13 protein-coding genes are annotated in these 14,799 nt (G+C 70.2%); 7 read left to right on the top strand and 6 right to left on the bottom strand.

Annotated features, from left to right (window positions below; all coding sequences use genetic code 11):
* Positions 1-185 precede the first annotated feature (185 nt).
* From ACIBEI_RS15065 to ACIBEI_RS15050, 4 genes are all read left to right on the top strand, one after another.
* A complete protein-coding gene (locus ACIBEI_RS15065; RefSeq protein ID WP_398888735.1) occupies positions 186-1,508 on the top strand; it encodes an ABC transporter substrate-binding protein in 1,323 nt (440 codons plus the stop codon).
* Entirely contained in the window at positions 1,505-2,533 is a 1,029-nt protein-coding gene (locus tag ACIBEI_RS15060; protein ID WP_362077453.1) for a sugar ABC transporter permease, read from the top strand. Before ACIBEI_RS15065 ends, ACIBEI_RS15060 begins: the two co-directional genes overlap by 4 nt.
* The gene (locus ACIBEI_RS15055) at positions 2,530-3,447 is read left to right on the top strand and encodes a carbohydrate ABC transporter permease (protein ID WP_398888733.1); all 918 of its coding nucleotides are present in this window, start codon (positions 2,530-2,532) and stop codon (positions 3,445-3,447) included. The genes ACIBEI_RS15060 and ACIBEI_RS15055 overlap by 4 nt, the downstream gene beginning before the upstream one ends.
* Before the next feature lie 115 nt (positions 3,448-3,562).
* Positions 3,563-4,993, top strand: a complete 1,431-nt coding sequence (locus ACIBEI_RS15050) for a GH1 family beta-glucosidase (RefSeq protein ID WP_398888731.1) — start codon at positions 3,563-3,565, stop codon at positions 4,991-4,993.
* Between the two features lie 171 nt (positions 4,994-5,164).
* On the opposite strand, the gene ACIBEI_RS15045 is transcribed toward ACIBEI_RS15050, so the two are convergent.
* From ACIBEI_RS15045 to ACIBEI_RS15035, 3 genes are all read right to left on the bottom strand, one after another.
* Entirely contained in the window at positions 5,165-6,655 is a 1,491-nt protein-coding gene (locus tag ACIBEI_RS15045; protein ID WP_398888729.1) for a cellulose binding domain-containing protein, read from the bottom strand.
* Between the two features lie 134 nt (positions 6,656-6,789).
* Positions 6,790-8,193 carry an ATP-binding protein gene (locus ACIBEI_RS15040; RefSeq protein ID WP_398888727.1) on the bottom strand — a complete coding sequence of 468 codons (1,404 nt, stop codon included), beginning with the start codon at positions 8,191-8,193 and terminating at the stop codon, positions 6,790-6,792.
* Positions 8,190-8,903 (bottom strand): response regulator transcription factor, encoded by a 714-nt coding sequence (locus ACIBEI_RS15035; RefSeq protein WP_398888725.1) that lies wholly within the window; start codon positions 8,901-8,903, stop codon positions 8,190-8,192. The genes ACIBEI_RS15040 and ACIBEI_RS15035 overlap by 4 nt, the downstream gene beginning before the upstream one ends.
* A 110-nt stretch (positions 8,904-9,013) precedes the next feature.
* On the opposite strand from ACIBEI_RS15035, the gene ACIBEI_RS15030 reads away from it, so the two are divergent.
* Complete coding sequence (locus ACIBEI_RS15030; protein WP_398888723.1) at positions 9,014-9,565, top strand: hypothetical protein; 552 nt, start codon at positions 9,014-9,016, stop codon at positions 9,563-9,565.
* Between the two features lie 133 nt (positions 9,566-9,698).
* On the opposite strand, the gene ACIBEI_RS15025 is transcribed toward ACIBEI_RS15030, so the two are convergent.
* Both ACIBEI_RS15025 and ACIBEI_RS15020 read right to left on the bottom strand, forming a co-directional pair.
* Complete coding sequence (locus ACIBEI_RS15025) at positions 9,699-10,589, bottom strand: spermidine synthase (RefSeq protein WP_398888721.1); 891 nt, start codon at positions 10,587-10,589, stop codon at positions 9,699-9,701.
* Between the two features lie 177 nt (positions 10,590-10,766).
* A complete protein-coding gene (locus ACIBEI_RS15020; RefSeq protein WP_269649202.1) occupies positions 10,767-11,135 on the bottom strand; it encodes a hypothetical protein in 369 nt (122 codons plus the stop codon).
* 274 nt (positions 11,136-11,409) lie between these two features.
* Here ACIBEI_RS15020 and ACIBEI_RS15015 point away from each other — a divergent pair, with 274 nt between their 5' ends.
* Positions 11,410-12,894, top strand: coding sequence for a hypothetical protein (locus tag ACIBEI_RS15015; RefSeq protein WP_398888719.1), 1,485 nt, complete (start codon positions 11,410-11,412; stop codon positions 12,892-12,894).
* Between the two features lie 104 nt (positions 12,895-12,998).
* Here ACIBEI_RS15015 and ACIBEI_RS15010 read toward each other — a convergent pair whose 3' ends face one another.
* The gene (locus ACIBEI_RS15010; RefSeq protein WP_398888717.1) at positions 12,999-13,595 is read right to left on the bottom strand and encodes a histidine phosphatase family protein; all 597 of its coding nucleotides are present in this window, start codon (positions 13,593-13,595) and stop codon (positions 12,999-13,001) included.
* Positions 13,596-13,803: 208 nt separating this feature from the next.
* On the opposite strand from ACIBEI_RS15010, the gene ACIBEI_RS15005 reads away from it, so the two are divergent.
* A complete protein-coding gene (locus ACIBEI_RS15005) occupies positions 13,804-14,799 on the top strand; it encodes a phosphatase PAP2 family protein (RefSeq protein ID WP_398888715.1) in 996 nt (331 codons plus the stop codon).

Raw genomic sequence — 14,799 nt, 5'->3', positions numbered from 1 at the left:
ATGCCCTCTCCCTTGACACCCCCGCGCCGAGCGACGAACCTTCAACACATCACCTGTGGGAGCGCTCCCACAGTACCTGACACATACACATCCCGCACGTTCCCCGCCCGAGCCGCAGCGTGAACTAACGGGCCCAACAATGCAGTTGGCCGGGGGGTCGGCACGTCAGGCAACAGGAGGACGCAATGCGCACGAGTACCCGCGGGTCCCGCAGGCTGATGGCCCTCGCGGCCGTCGCCGCGCTGACGACGGGGCTGCTGGCCGGCTGCGCCGAGGACTCGGACGACGGCTCGTCGAACTCGGACGGCGGTAGCGGCGGCGGCAAGACCACGCTCACCATCGGCACCTTCGGTGTCTTCGGCTACAAGCAGGCCGGCCTCTACGACGAGTACATGAAGAAGAACCCGGACATCACCATCAAGGAGAACGTCACCACCCGTACCGACGTGTACTGGCCGAAGACGCTCACCCGTCTGCAGGCCGGTTCCGGTACCGACGACCTCCAGGCGATCGAGATCGGCAACATCGCCGAGGCTGTGCAGACGCAGGCCGACAAGTTCGTCGACCTCGGCAAGGAGGTCGACAAGTCCCAGTGGCTGGACTGGAAGACCGCACAGGCCACCACCAAGGACGGCAAGACCATCGGGCTCGGCACCGACATCGGCCCGATGGCGGTCTGCTACCGCAAGGACCTCTTCGAGGCGGCAGGTCTGGAGACGGACCGCACCAAGCTCGCCGAGCAGTGGAAGGGCGACTGGTCCAAGTACGTCGACGTCGGCAAGGAGTATATGAAGAAGGCGCCGAAGGGCACCAAGTTCGTGGACTCCGCCTCCTCGGTCTACAACGCGGCGCTCGGTGGCGAGAGCCAGCGCTACTACGACGAGGACGGCAACGTCATCTGGGACAAGTCCACAGGGGTGGAGAAGGCCTGGGACGCCTCGATGGAGGTGGCGACCAGTGACATGTCGGCGAAGCTGAAGCAGTTCGACAAGCCGTGGGACCAGGCCTTCGCCAACGCCAAGTTCGCGACGGTGGCCTGCCCCGCCTGGATGATCGGCTACATCCAGGAGAAGTCCGGTGCCGCCGGCAAGGGCAAGTGGGACATCGCGGCGGCGCCCACCGCGGCCAACTGGGGTGGTGCGTTCGTCGGTGTGCCCACGGCGGGCAAGCACCAGAAGGAGGCCATCGCGCTGGCGAAGTGGCTGACCGCCCCCGAGCAGCAGGCGAAGGTCTTCGCCAAGCAGGCGAGCTTCCCGTCGATCCCGGCTGCCTACCCGAGTCTGAAGCCGCAGGCCGCCACGACGGCGTTCTTCTCGGACGCGCCGATCACGCAGATCTTCTCCGACTCGGCGAAGACCATCCCGACGCAGATCTTCGGCGTCAAGGACCAGCCGATCGGCACCGCCATCACGGACATCGGCATCCTCCAGGTCGAGCAGAAGGGCAAGACCCCGGACCAGGGCTGGGACGCGGCCACCAAGGAGATCAAGGACGTGCTCGGCCAGTGACCAGCTCCAAGCAGGCTCTCGCGCAGTCCGCGTCGAGCGCCGACGCCGCGCCCGGCTCCCAGCCGGGCGCGGCGCGCCGTGCTCACGGTCGCGGTACACCGCCCCCGGGCCCCGACTCCTGGCGCAGCCGGCTGTACCGCTGGGACATGAAGGCGTCGCCGTACGCGTTCATCGCCCCCTTCTTCATCTTCTTCGGCGCCTTCGGGCTCGTCCCGCTGCTGTACACGGCCTGGTACTCGCTGCACAACGTGCAGCTGTCCAACCTGGACCAGCAGACCTGGGTGGGCCTGGACAACTACAAGAACCTGATGTCCTCGGACTTCTTCTGGGGGGCACTGCAGAACACCTTCACCATCGGTGTGATCTCGACCGTGCCGCAGCTGATCATGGCGATCGGCATCGCGCACCTGCTCAACTACAAGCTGCGTGGCTCCACCGTGTGGCGCGTCGTGATGCTCACCCCGTACGCCACCTCGGTGGCGGCGGCGACCCTGGTGTTCGTGCTGCTGTACTCCTGGGACGGCGGCATGATCAACTGGCTGCTGGGTTTCGTCGGGGTCGACCCGGTCAACTGGCGTGAGTCCACCTGGGGTTCACAGTTCGCCGTCTCCTCGATCGTGATCTGGCGGTGGACCGGCTACAACGCCCTGATCTACCTCGCGGCGATGCAGGCGATCCCCTCCGACCTGTACGAGTCGGCGGCCCTGGACGGCGCGGGCCGCTGGCAGCAGTTCCGCCATGTGACGATCCCCATGCTGCGGCCGACGATCCTGTTCACGGTGGTCGTCTCCACGATCGGCGCGACGCAGCTGTTCGGTGAACCGCTCCTGTTCGGCGGGGCCAGCGGCTCCAAGGGCGGCTCCGAGCACCAGTACCAGACGCTCGGCCTGTACATGTACGACCAGGGCTGGATCATCGGCAACCTCGGCAAGGCGTCCGCGATCGCCTGGACGATGTTCCTGATCCTGCTGATCGTCGCCGCGATCAACCTGCTGATCACCCGACGGCTGAGGAAGTCCCAATGACCACTAGTGAATTGACGCCCCCTCAGGCGCCGATGGACGCGGCCGAGAAGGCCGCCCGGGAAGGCTCCGGGCGCCGCCGTCTGATGGGCGCGGGCAAGCAACTGCACGCGGGTCCTGTCACGTACGTCGTCCTGGCCGTCTTCGCCCTCGTCTCGCTGGCGCCGCTGCTGTGGACGGTGGTCGCGGCCTCGCGCACCAACCAGCGGCTCGCCGAGACGCCACCGCCGCTGTGGATCGGCGGGAACCTGTTCAAGAACCTCGAAGCCGCGTGGAACGAGGCGGCCCTCGGCACCGCGATGCTCAACAGCACGATCGTGGCCGGGACCATCACCGTCGGTACGGTCCTGTTCTCCACGCTCGCCGGGTTCGCCTTCGCCAAACTGCGGTTCAGGTTCTCCAGCCTTCTGCTGCTGCTGACCATCGGCACGATGATGATCCCGCCGCAACTGGCGGTCGTACCGCTGTACTTGTGGATGAGCGAGCTGGGCTGGTCCAACCAGCTGCAGACGGTCGTCCTGCCCACCCTGGTAAGCGCCTTCGGTACGTTCTTCATGCGGCAGTACCTGGTACAGGCGCTGCCCAGCGAGCTGATCGAGGCGGCGCGGGTGGACGGCGCGAGCAGTCTGCGCATCGTGTGGCACGTGGTCTTCCCGGCGGCGCGGCCGGCGATGGCCGTGCTCGGGCTGCTGACGTTCGTGATGGCCTGGAACGACTTCCTGTGGCCGATCATCGCGCTCAACCAGCAGAACCCCACCGTGCAGGTGGCCCTCAACTCGCTCGGCACCGGCTACGTCCCCGACCAGGCGGTGATCATGGCGGGCGCGCTCCTCGGCACCCTGCCGCTGCTCATCGCCTTCCTGCTGTTCGGCAAGCAGATCGTGGGCGGGATCATGCAGGGCGCGATCAAGGGCTGACCCGCCGCGCCCTGACTAGGGGCCGAGCCGCCGCTGCCTCGGCCCCTGCTCCTTCCCCCCTCCGACCCCATATCCCCAGGTCTCCTACGACCTTTCCTCCCATGGGAGCGCTTCCATGCCTGAGCCCGCAACGCCCGTGACCTTCCCGCCCGCCTTTCTCTGGGGCGCGGCCACCTCCGCGTACCAGATCGAGGGGGCGGTGCGGGAGGACGGCCGTACGCCCTCGATCTGGGACACCTTCAGCCACACGCCCGGCAAGACGGCCGGTGGCGAGAACGGCGACATCGCCAACGACCACTACCACCTGTACCGCGACGACGTGGCCCTCATGGCGGAGCTGGGCCTGACCGCGTACCGCTTCTCGGTGTCGTGGTCGCGGGTGCAGCCGACGGGCCGCGGTCCCGCCGTCCAGCGCGGCCTGGACTTCTACCGCCGGCTGGTCGACGAGCTGCTCTCGCACAACATCAAGCCCGCGATCACCCTCTACCACTGGGACCTCCCCCAGGAGCTGGAGGACGCGGGCGGCTGGCCCGAGCGCGACACCGCGCTGCGGTTCGCCGAGTACGCGCAGATCGTCGGCGAGGCACTGGGCGACCGCGTCGAGCAGTGGATCACGCTCAACGAGCCCTGGTGCAGCGCGTTCCTGGGCTACGGATCAGGGGTGCACGCTCCTGGGCGTACGGACCCGGAGGCGTCCCTGCGTGCCGCGCACCACCTCAACCTGGCGCACGGGCTGGGGACTTCGGCCCTGCGGGCCGCGATGCCGGCCCGCAACAGCATCGCCGTGAGCCTCAACTCCTCGGTGGTCAGGCCGCGTTCGCAGGACCCGGCGGACCTGGTGGCGGTCCGGCGCATCGACGACCTGGCCAACGGAATCTTCCACGGCCCGATGCTGCACGGCGCGTACCCGGAGACCCTGCTGGCCGACACGTCGTCGATCACGGACTGGTCGTACGTCCTGGACGGCGATCTCGCCCTGATCAACCAGCCGTTGGACGCGCTCGGCCTCAACTACTACACACCGACGCTGGTCGGCGCCGCCGAGACCGTCACGGACGGCCCGCGCGCGGACGGCCACGGGGCGAGCGACCACTCGCCGTGGCCGGGCGCGGACGATGTGATGTTCCATCAGACACCGGGCGAGCGTACGGAGATGGGCTGGACCATCGACCCGACGGGCCTGCACGAGCTGATCATGCGCTACACGACGGAGGCCCCCGGGCTCCCCCTCTACATCACCGAGAACGGCGCGGCCTACGACGACAAGCCCGACCCGGACGGCCGCGTCCACGACCCGGAGCGCATCGCCTACCTCCACGGCCATCTGTCGGCCGTACGCCGGGCGATCACCGACGGCGCGGACGTCCGCGGCTACTACCTGTGGTCTCTCATGGACAACTTCGAGTGGGCGTACGGCTACGACAAGCGCTTCGGCGCGGTGTACGTGGACTACGCGACCCAGGCCCGTACGCCGAAGTCGAGCGCCCTCTGGTACGGCGAGGCGGCCCGGACCGGGGCGCTTCCGTCGGTGAACACGACCGAATAGCCCTTCCCTCAAGGGGGACACGGGCGGGGGACGGGGCGCGGCACTGTGAGGGGAGTGCCGCGCCCCTTCGCGAACCCCGGCCGGGTGGGGGGAAGGCCGGCCGGGGCGTGTGACCCCCGTGCGGAGATGGCTGGTTGGGCCGCTTGGGCTTCTTGCGGGTTGCCCGTCGGGCTACTTGTAGGCGGCGAAGGCCTTCGAGAAGGCGTGGGGGTCCTGGAGGATCGAGCTGCAGGTCGCGTCGGCGGAGGGCTTGGTGCCGCCGGGGCACTGCTTGTCGCGGGTGGCGGACCACATGGAGAGCCAGCCGATCCCCTTCGACCTGGCGAAGTCCACGAGCTGGGTGGCGTCGTCGACCTTGAAGATCTCCGTCACCACGTCGTTGACGCCGATCATCGGGGTGACGGCGACCGCCTTCCAGGCCGCGGACTCGGACAGACCCAGAACTCCCTTGATCTGCGCCTGCGTCGCCGTCGCCGCCTGCTCGGCGTAGGTGCCCATGTCGCCGCTGTACGCCGGGCCGTAGTCCATCGCCATGATGTTGACCGTGTCGATGCCGACGCCGTTCGACTTGGCGTCGGCGAGCAGGTTCACGCCGTCCTGGGTGAGCCCCTCGGGCATGACGGGGAGGGTGAACGAGACGTCCAGGTCCGGGTGTTCGGCCTGGAGCGTGGCTATCGCCTTCGCCCGGCGGGTGTTCGCCGCCGTGTCGGGGAGCGCGCCGCCCTCGACGTCGAAGTCGACCTTCGTGAGCTTGTACGCGTCCACCACCTTCTCGTAGGCCGCCGCGAGGGCGTCCGCCGAGGAGCAGTTGAGGGCCAGTTCCGAGCCGGCCGCGCCGCCGAAGGAGACGCGGACGTCGCCGCCCTTGGCGCGCAGGGCGCCGATCTGCGCGGCGACCGCGTCGGTGCCGAGGTCCGTCACACCGCCCCACTTGGGGGTGCAGCCGCCGCCGTCCGTGACGAAGGCGAGGTTGTAATCCTTCACACCGGTGGCCGTCGCGGCGGCGACCAGGTCGAAGGCGGGGTAGAGGGAGGTGTCGACGTAGGGCGCGAAGCCGGCGGTGGCCGCCGTGCCGTCGCCGGTGGACTCGGAGGGCTCGGATGGCGAGGCGGTGGGGTCCGCGGTCTGGGAGGGGGTGGCCGTGGGGGTCGCGGTGGGTGTAGCGGTGGGTTTCGGTGTCCCCGTTGTCCCCGTCCCCGTCTCCGTCGGGCGGCCGGTCGGTTCCGGGGTCGCCCCGTCGTCCACCGAGCACTTGGCGTCGTCGATGAGACAGCCGGTGGGGGTGCCGGAGCCGTTCACCACGAAGCCGACCGTCACCGACTCGCCCTTGGCCAGTCCGTCCTTGTCCCAGGCGGGAGGCTTCACGGTGACGTGCCGGCCGCTCACGCTCGACTCGCCGTTCCACAGGGAACTCAGCCCGGCCCCGGACGGCAGGTCGAACTCCAGCGTCCAGTCCGTCTTCGCCGCGCCGGTGTCGTTGGTGACGACGTACTGCGCGGTGTAACCGGTCGACCAGTCGCTGGTCCTGGTGTAGGCGGCGCCGACCCCGGCCGCCTGCGCCGTACCGGAGAACACGAGGGCTCCACCACCGACCACGGCCGCGGCGACCACGCCTCCGATCGCCTTGTTCCTGCCGGTGACCGTGCGCCGGTGGGTGCTCATGGCGTGCCTGCCTTCGCTGTTCCGGGAGTCCCCGAGGGGGTCACGGGAGGGGGGTGGGGTGCGGCAGCACGTTAGCGAGCTGGAAACGGGCAAACTGCCTGATCCGGACGGGGGTTGGGGATCTTAGGGTGCGCTTAAGGAAGGGATCGGGATCGGTTAAAGGTCGAGACCAATTTGGCCGATCGGCGGCGGCGCACCGAGCCCCGGTGACCTCGCCTCTCCGGCTCCCGGCCGTCGAGCTGGATCCAGATCCGGACCTCGGTCCCGCCCAGGACGGAGCGCCCGATCCGTACGTCCCCGCCCGTCGACTCCGCGAGCCGGCGCACGATGTCGAGTCCGAGCCCGGTCGAGCCGTCGCTGCCGGATCCGCCGCCCCGGGCCATCGCTGCCTCGGGGTCGGTGATGCCCGGGCCCGCGTCCGAGACGAGCACGATGACGGCGTCCTCGCCGTTGTGCACGTCGACCGCGAAGGCCGTGCCCTCGGCCGTGTGCCGGAACACGTTCCCGAGCAGCGCGTCGAGCGAGGCCACCAGGTCGGCGCGGGCCACGGGTATCCGTACCGGCCGGTCGACCCCGGCCACCCGCACCTTGCGCCCCTCGTCCTCCGCGAGCGCCGACCAGAAGTCCATCCGCTCCCGCACGACCTCGGCCGCGTCGCACCCGGCGCCCACGCCTATCGCCGCGGTCTGCGGCTTGGCATCCCGGGCGGTCCGGATGATCGTGTCGACCTCGCGCTCCAGCTGAGCGACGGCGGCGCGGGTCTGCTCGGCGGCGGGCCCGTCCCCCAGCGAGGCCGCGTTCAGCCGCAGCACGGTCAGTGGCGTACGCAGCCGGTGGGAGAGGTCGGCCGCCAACTCCCGCTCGTTCGCGAGCAGTTGGACGACCTGGTCGGCCATCGAGTTGAAGGCGACCGCCGCGAGCCGCAGTTCGGTCGGCCCCTCCTCGGGCACCCGGGCGCCCAGCTTCCCCTCCCCCAGTTCGTGCGCGCTCTCCACCAGTCGCTGGGCGGGCTTCACCATCCGCACGCCGAGCCGGTCGGCCACCGCGACCGAGCCGACGATGAGCGCGATACCGACCCCGGCGAGCACCGCCCAGGCCGTGGCCACGCCGTTGGTGACCTCCGACTCGGGCACGTACACCTCGACGACGGCGATCTCGCCCGAGCTCAGCGCGACGGGCTGGAGCAGCGTGGAGCCGCCGGGGACCTCGGTGGTGGAGGCCCGGCCCAGCTTCCGGGTGGTGGCGATGTCCTTGCCGACGGCGCGCTGCCGGCCGAGGTCGACCGCCTCCACACCGTCGCTCGCGGGTATGTGGACGGCCATCCCCGCGTCCGAGCCCGCCGAGGCGACGACCCGCTCCAGCTGATCCCGGTCGGTGGTGATGGAGAGGGCGGGGGCGATGGCCGCGGCCTCCCGCTCGGCGTTCGAGAACGCGCGGTCCCTCGCCATCTCCCTGATGACGAGCCCGAGCGGCACCGCGAAGGCCACCACGACCATGGCGGTCACCGCCACACAGACCTTGACCAGTGCCCATCTCATCGCGGCGGCTCCATGCCCGACGGCCCTGGCGGCTCCAGCTTCACACCGACCCCGCGCAGGGTGTGCAGATAGCGCGGGCGGGCCGCCGTCTCGCCCAGCTTCCGCCGCAGCCAGGACAGATGGACGTCGATGGTCTGGTCGTCCCCGTACGACTGCTGCCACACCTCGGCGAGCAGTTCCTTGCGGGCCACGACGACCCCCGGCCGCCCGGCGAGGAAGGCCAGCAGGTCGAACTCGCGCCGGGTCAGATCGAGTCGTACGCCGTCCAGTTCGGCCTGCCGGCGCAGCGGGTCGATGGCCAGCCCGCCGACGCGGATCTCCGGAGACGGCGGGGCCTCTCCGCCCGAGGACCGGGCGCGGCGCAGCACCGCCGCCATACGCGCCGCCAGGTGCTCGACCGAGAACGGCTTGGTCAGGTAGTCGTCCGCGCCGTCGTTCAGCAGCCGCACGATCTCCGTCTCGTCGTCCCTCGCGGTCGCGACGATCACGGGCACGTCGGTGATGCCGCGCAGCATCTTCAGCGCCTCCGACCCGTCCAGGTCGGGCAGGCCGAGATCCAGGATCACGACGTCGAAACGGAAATGGGCGACCTCGCGCAGCGCCTCAAGTGCCGTACCGACACTGCGCACCGTGTGCGCGGCCTCGGTCAGATGCCGGATGAGGGCCGAGCGCACGAACTGGTCGTCCTCGACCACGAGCACACTTGCCATGGCCCGCAACCTACGCCATACGAGGTGGGCCGGTCCGGGGCCTGTGGATAACCGTCCCGGCAGCACCGACAGGGGACATGTGTGGGGCGCGTGGGGCAGTATGGCCCGCGATGCGCAGAGGACTCGTACACGGCTTGGCTTGGTCGCTCGCCACGGGCGCGGCGGTCACGCTGTCGTGGTGGGGTGTCCACACGGTGATGGCCGGGACGGCGTACGACCCGCCGCGCGCGCTGCCGATCACGGGGGACGGGACGACCGCGCAGGGCGCGAAGCCGCTTGCCTCCTCGACGAGTCGGCCCGAGTCGGGGCCGGAGACCGGACCGTCGAAGAGCCGTGAGCCGAGTGCGGGGCGTTCGGCCTCCGCCCCGGCTTCGTCCTCGCCCCCTGCCTCGCCTTCGCCCTCGAAGTCGGCGGGTGCCGCTTCTGGCACGGGTGCCTCGGGTGTGGTGAAGAGTTACGACACCGATGGGGGCCGGGTCGTGTTCGACCTCGGCAAGTCGTACGCCTCGCTGGTGTCCGCGACGCCCGCGTCCGGGTGGTCGATGCAGGTGTGGAAGACCGAGACGTGGATTCGGGTGGAGTTCTCGGCGGGGGCGGATCGGGTTTCGGTGTTCTGTACGTGGCATGACTCTGCGCCGCGGGTTTCTGTCAACGATTACTGAGCGCCGCGGGTGGCTTGGTGCGTGAGTTGGCTGCGGGTGCGTGGGGGCTGGTCGCGCAGTTCCCCGCGCCCCTAAAAGACAAGGACGGGCGCGCTTCGGTCGCCCCGGGCCGAAAGGGCCGCCCCGGATATTTCTACCGAAAGACCGACGGTGGAGGTGCCGGTGAGGCGACCGCTGCCGCGTCCGTCACCGGGGTCGCTCCGCCGGTGAAGTCCCTCAGCGCCTTGCCGTGTTCGACTCTTGCCGGGTGGGGGTCGGAGGCGGCTCGGCGGGTCAGTTCGGGTACGGGGAGGGGGACGGCCGAGGCGATCAGGACGGCATTGCCGAATCGTTTGCCTCGCAGGACCGTCGGGTCGGCGATGAGGGCGAGTTCGGGGAAGACACCGGCGGCGGTGGCGATCTGGCCGCGCAGATGCGCGAGGGGCGGGCCGTCGGCGAGGTTGGCGGCGTACAGGCCACCGGCGTTGACGACCCGGCGCACATCGGTGAGGAACTCGCCCGACGTCAGATGCGCGGGGGTCCGTGCCCCGCTGAACACGTCCGCGATGACCAGGTCCGCCCAGCCGTCCGGCACCTTGGCGAGCCCTTCGCGCGCGTCGACGGAACGTACCCGGATCCGGGCGTTCGGATCCAACGGCAGTTCGCGGCGGACCAGTTGGACGAGCGCCGCGTCCCGTTCGACGACCTGCTGGGTGGAGCGGGGCCGGGTGGCGGCCACGTACCGGGCGAGGGTGAAGGCACCACCGCCGAGGTGCACGACCTGTACGGGCTTGCCGGGCGGGGCGACGAGATCGATGACGTGACCGAGCCGACGCTGGTACTCGAAGCTCAGGTAAGAGGGGTCGTCGAGGTCGACGTGCGACTGCGGGGCCCCGTCGATGAGCAGCGTCCAGGCGCGCACCCGATCCCGGTCGGGCATCAGCTCGGCAAGCCCCCCGTCCACACTCTCGACGACAGCCGAAGCAGCAACACGTCTGTCACCGCCCCGCCGATCATCCACCCGTTTGTTCTTAGCCCGAGCCATGCACCCATTATCGACGGCACCAGACAGTTCGGCTCAGCGACAGCAGGCCCCTGCTTCTGCTTCTTTCAGGGGCCCGGGGAACTGTGTTCTTTTAGGGGCGCGGGGAACTGCGCGACAAGCCCCAACGGACCCGCAGACAACAAAGACCCGCAAGCCCAACGAACCCCCCGCCCAACCTCAACGGCAGTTGTCCGCCGCCTCGATCAGACGAGCCGCCTCCCCCAACGCAGCCCGCAGAACCGCAGGATCCGTCGCCAGGTCCGCCTCCCCAGGAGGCAACAGCCAGTCCGACCCCTCCACCGGCGGCTCCGGCGCCAACCGAAGCCCCCGCCCGTCGGTCTGCGTACACGTACTGCCTGGGACATCCCAGGCAGAAGCCGTCCCCGACGGCACCAAAAAGCCGAGCGTGTCGCAGCTGTCGTCGTGCAGGACGGGGCCGACGGCCTCCGCCGACGCACCGCGCCGCAGGATGTCGACCGCCTCCAGCCCCTGCCGAGCGGGGACGGTCACGAGATCACAAGGATCGACGCTCTGCCTGCTCTCCATCCTGGCCTCCACCACGGAACCCCTCCTCGATCGCACACCGCATGGTTCAACGCCGTGCGGCGTCAACGGCTACGGCGAAACTCGGCCGCAAAGGATGGCAGTTCATGGCAGATCAGGGATGAGATATCCGTTTTGTAGCCAAACCCCGCGTGGTGGGCTCATCACAGCGGGTACGTTCGTGCCCGCCGGAAACACAGGTGCGGCTCGGTCGACAACATGATCAACTCGCCCTGGATCCGGCATGGTTCGACGGTTCGTGAGAGAGGGCCCGGCCATGGCGTCGTCACCGATGACCTCGTCGTCCCAGTCACCTCGGCCGGCGCGGCCGAATCTCGCCTTCCGGCGGCTGCGCGGCCAGCGCTCGCCGGGCGAGTTCGCCGCGGCGGTGCGACGGGCCGCCCGGGAGATCGACGAGCAGGTCAGCTGCGACGCGCGCTACATCGGGCGGGTCGAAGCGGGAGAGATCCGGTGTCCCAACTACGCGTACGAGCGGGTGTTCCTGCACATGTTCCCCGGCCGGACGCTGACGGACCTGGGTTTCGTGCCCCGTTCGGCGGTACGCGGCCGGGGGGCGCGCACCTTCGAGGAGGCGCCCGACCCGCGCACCACGAGCCCGACGTACGCCCCGCATGAGACGGACGGGGCGTACGAGCCGTATGACACCACGTACGGCTCGCACGAACCGAACGACCGGTATGACCCGCACGAGATCGACGACCAGAACCACGAGGAGAGCGACGTGCAACGTCGCGCATTCATGAGCGGCGGTACCGCCACCGTGGCGGCCGCCTCACTGGGCCCCATAGGGCTCGCCTTCAGCGGCGCTGCCGTGGCCGCGGACCGTTCCGTGCGCCGGGCCGGCGAGGCCGAGGCGGGAGCACTGGAAGAGGCCGTACGCAAGATCCGGCTGCTGGACGACCGGCACGGCGCCGACGGGCTGTACCGCAGAGCGTCGACTCCGCTTCGAACCGCGTACGCCCTGCTGGACGCGGGCGCCGCGCGGCAGACGACCGCCGAGCGGCTGCACACGGGGGCCGGTGAACTGGCCATCTCCGTGGGGTGGCTGGCACACGATTCGGGGCGTTTCGAGGACGCGCGTTCGCACTACGCGGAGGCGCTCGCGACCGCCCGGGTGGCCGGGGACCCGGCCCTGGAGGCACACGCCTTCTGCAACACGTCCTTCCTCGCGCGGGACGCGGGGCGGCCGCGCGAGGCGGTCCGGGCTGCCCAGGCGGCCCAGTTCGCGGCGCGTCCGCTGGGCTCGGCGCGGCTGCTGTCGCTCCTCTCGCTGCGCGAGGCGGGCGGCTGGGCGGGGCTCGCGGACCGCAGGGGCTGCGAACAGGCGCTGACCCGAGCGCAGGCTCTGTACGGGCGCGGTCCCTGTGACGCCGATCCGGAGTGGATGAGCTTCTACGGAGACGCCGAGTTGGCCGGTCTGGAAGCCCAGTGCTGGTCGACGCTGGGCGACTGGTCGCGCGCGGCCCATCAGGCGCGGCGTGCGACCCGGCTCCAGGATCCGCACTTCACCCGCAACCTCGCGCTCTACACGGCCGAGCTGGCCGACGACCTGGCCCGCGCCGGGCACCCCGACGAGGCGGCCGCGGCCGGACTGCGCGTCCTGGACCTGCTGGACGAGGTCCAGTCGTCCCGCGTGCAGACGATGCTGGCGGGGACGGCCCGGGTACTGCTGCCGCACCGCCGCGCGTCGGGGGTGTCGGACTTCCTGGACCGACACGGGGCGCTGCCGCGGCCGGCCTGAGCCGTTGTGCTCCGCCGGGGCGCGTTGTGATCTGTCTGCGGGCCGGCGGGGGTTGATCGCGCAGTTCCCCGCACCCCTTAAGGGCCGGGGGTGCCGCCGCCGGACTACGCCGTCAGGTGGGCGCAGTCGTTCCACGTCTCGATCGCGGGCTCTCCGTAGGCCCAGCCCAGGACCGAGAGGGACGTCGGGTTGAGGCGGATACGCGCCGCGAAATCGATGTCCAGGCCGAGCCAGCGGGCGCCGATGGAGCGCAGGATGTGTCCGTGGGCGAAGACCAGTACGTCACGGTCGGCGGAGCGGGCCCACTCGACGATCTCGTCCGCACGCGCCGAGACCTCGGCGAGGGTCTCGCCCCCGGGCACCCCGTCCCGCCAGATCAGCCAGTCGGGACGGTCGGCCCGGATCTCGTCGGGTGTCATGCCCTCGTAGGCGCCGTAGTCCCACTCCATGAGCGTGTCCCAGGGGGTCGCCCGGTCGCCGAATCCGGCGAGTTCGCAGGTCTCACGCGCGCGTGCCAGCGGACTCGTACGGATCTCCACCCCGGGCAGGCCGTTCAGCGGGGCCCTGTGCAGGCGCTCCCCGAGCAGTTTGGCACCGCGCCTGCCCTCCTCCAGGAGAGGCATGTCGGTCCGGCCGGTGTGTTGGCCGGACAGCGACCATTCCGTCTGTCCGTGCCGGGCCAGAAGGAAACGCGGTGCCATGGAAGGGGCCTTTCGGGGAAGATCGAGCGGTGAACCGCGGGGGAACGAGGGGTGGATCACTCCATCATCGCTCACTCACAGGTTTAGCAACCCACTGGGCGATCTCTGCGTCTATGACCACCAGGGGGGCGCGGCCACGGGGGACGCGCACAGACCGTAAATTGGGCCAGGTCATTGCGGCCGGGGAAGCAGAAGGGGGAGGGATCGGATGTTGCGGACCGATGCACCGAGCACCGAGGCGGTACCACGTTCCCGCCTCCGCTGGTGGACCGAGCTGCCACTGATCCTGCTGGTGTACGGGGCGTACTCGGCGGGCCGGCTCCTCGCGCGCGGGGACGTGACCAGCGCCGTCGACCACGGTCTGGCGATCCTGCGCGTCGAGAAGTTCTTCTTCCTCAACGCCGAGCACCCGCTGAACCGTCTCTTCACCCGCGAGCCCTGGATCGGCATACCGGCCGACTTCTGGTACGCGTCGCTGCACTACATGGTCACGCCGGCCGTCCTGGTCTGGCTCTTCCGGTCCCGTGCCGTGCGCTACAGAGCGGCCAGGACCTGGCTGATGACGTCCACGTTCATCGGTCTGATCGGTTTCACGCTGCTGCCGACCTGCCCGCCGCGGCTGCTGTCCGCGAGCCACGGGTTCGTCGACACGATGGCCCAGTACAGCGACTACGGCTGGTGGGGCAGCGAGGCGAGCGCACCGCGCGGGCTCGGCGGCATGACGAACCAGTACGCGGCGATGCCGAGCCTGCACTGCGGCTGGGCGCTGTGGTGCGGTGTGATGCTCTGGATGTACGGCGGCACGCGGCTCACCAAGGTCGCGGGGGTCCTGTACCCGTTGATCACCACGATCGTGGTGATGGGCACCGCCAACCACTACTTCCTCGACGCGGTCGCGGGCTTCGTCGTGATGGGGATCGGCTTCCTGCTGACCCGGCCGGTGCTGCGGCTCGCGGACACGCTCCGGGCGCGGCTGGGGATCCGGCCCTTCGCATCGGCCGCCGTGGGCTCCACAGGCGCCTCGCACGGCGCAGGTTCCTCAATTGTCAGTGCGGGGTGCCAGACTTCGGCGGGTGAGCGAATTCCCCGACAGCGCAAGGTCCCAGCCGTCCCGGGTACCGCCGAGCCGGGAGCCCCGGCAGGAGCCGAACCGGGAGCGAGTCCCCCCGGCGCGGAGGACGGGGCTCCGGCAGCGGCTCGCTGA

Origin of the sequence: Streptomyces sp. NPDC050988, from assembly GCF_044456225.1 — a bacterium.
Lineage (GTDB): Bacteria > Actinomycetota > Actinomycetes > Streptomycetales > Streptomycetaceae > Streptomyces.
This window is presented reverse-complemented; position numbering and strand designations above follow the sequence as displayed.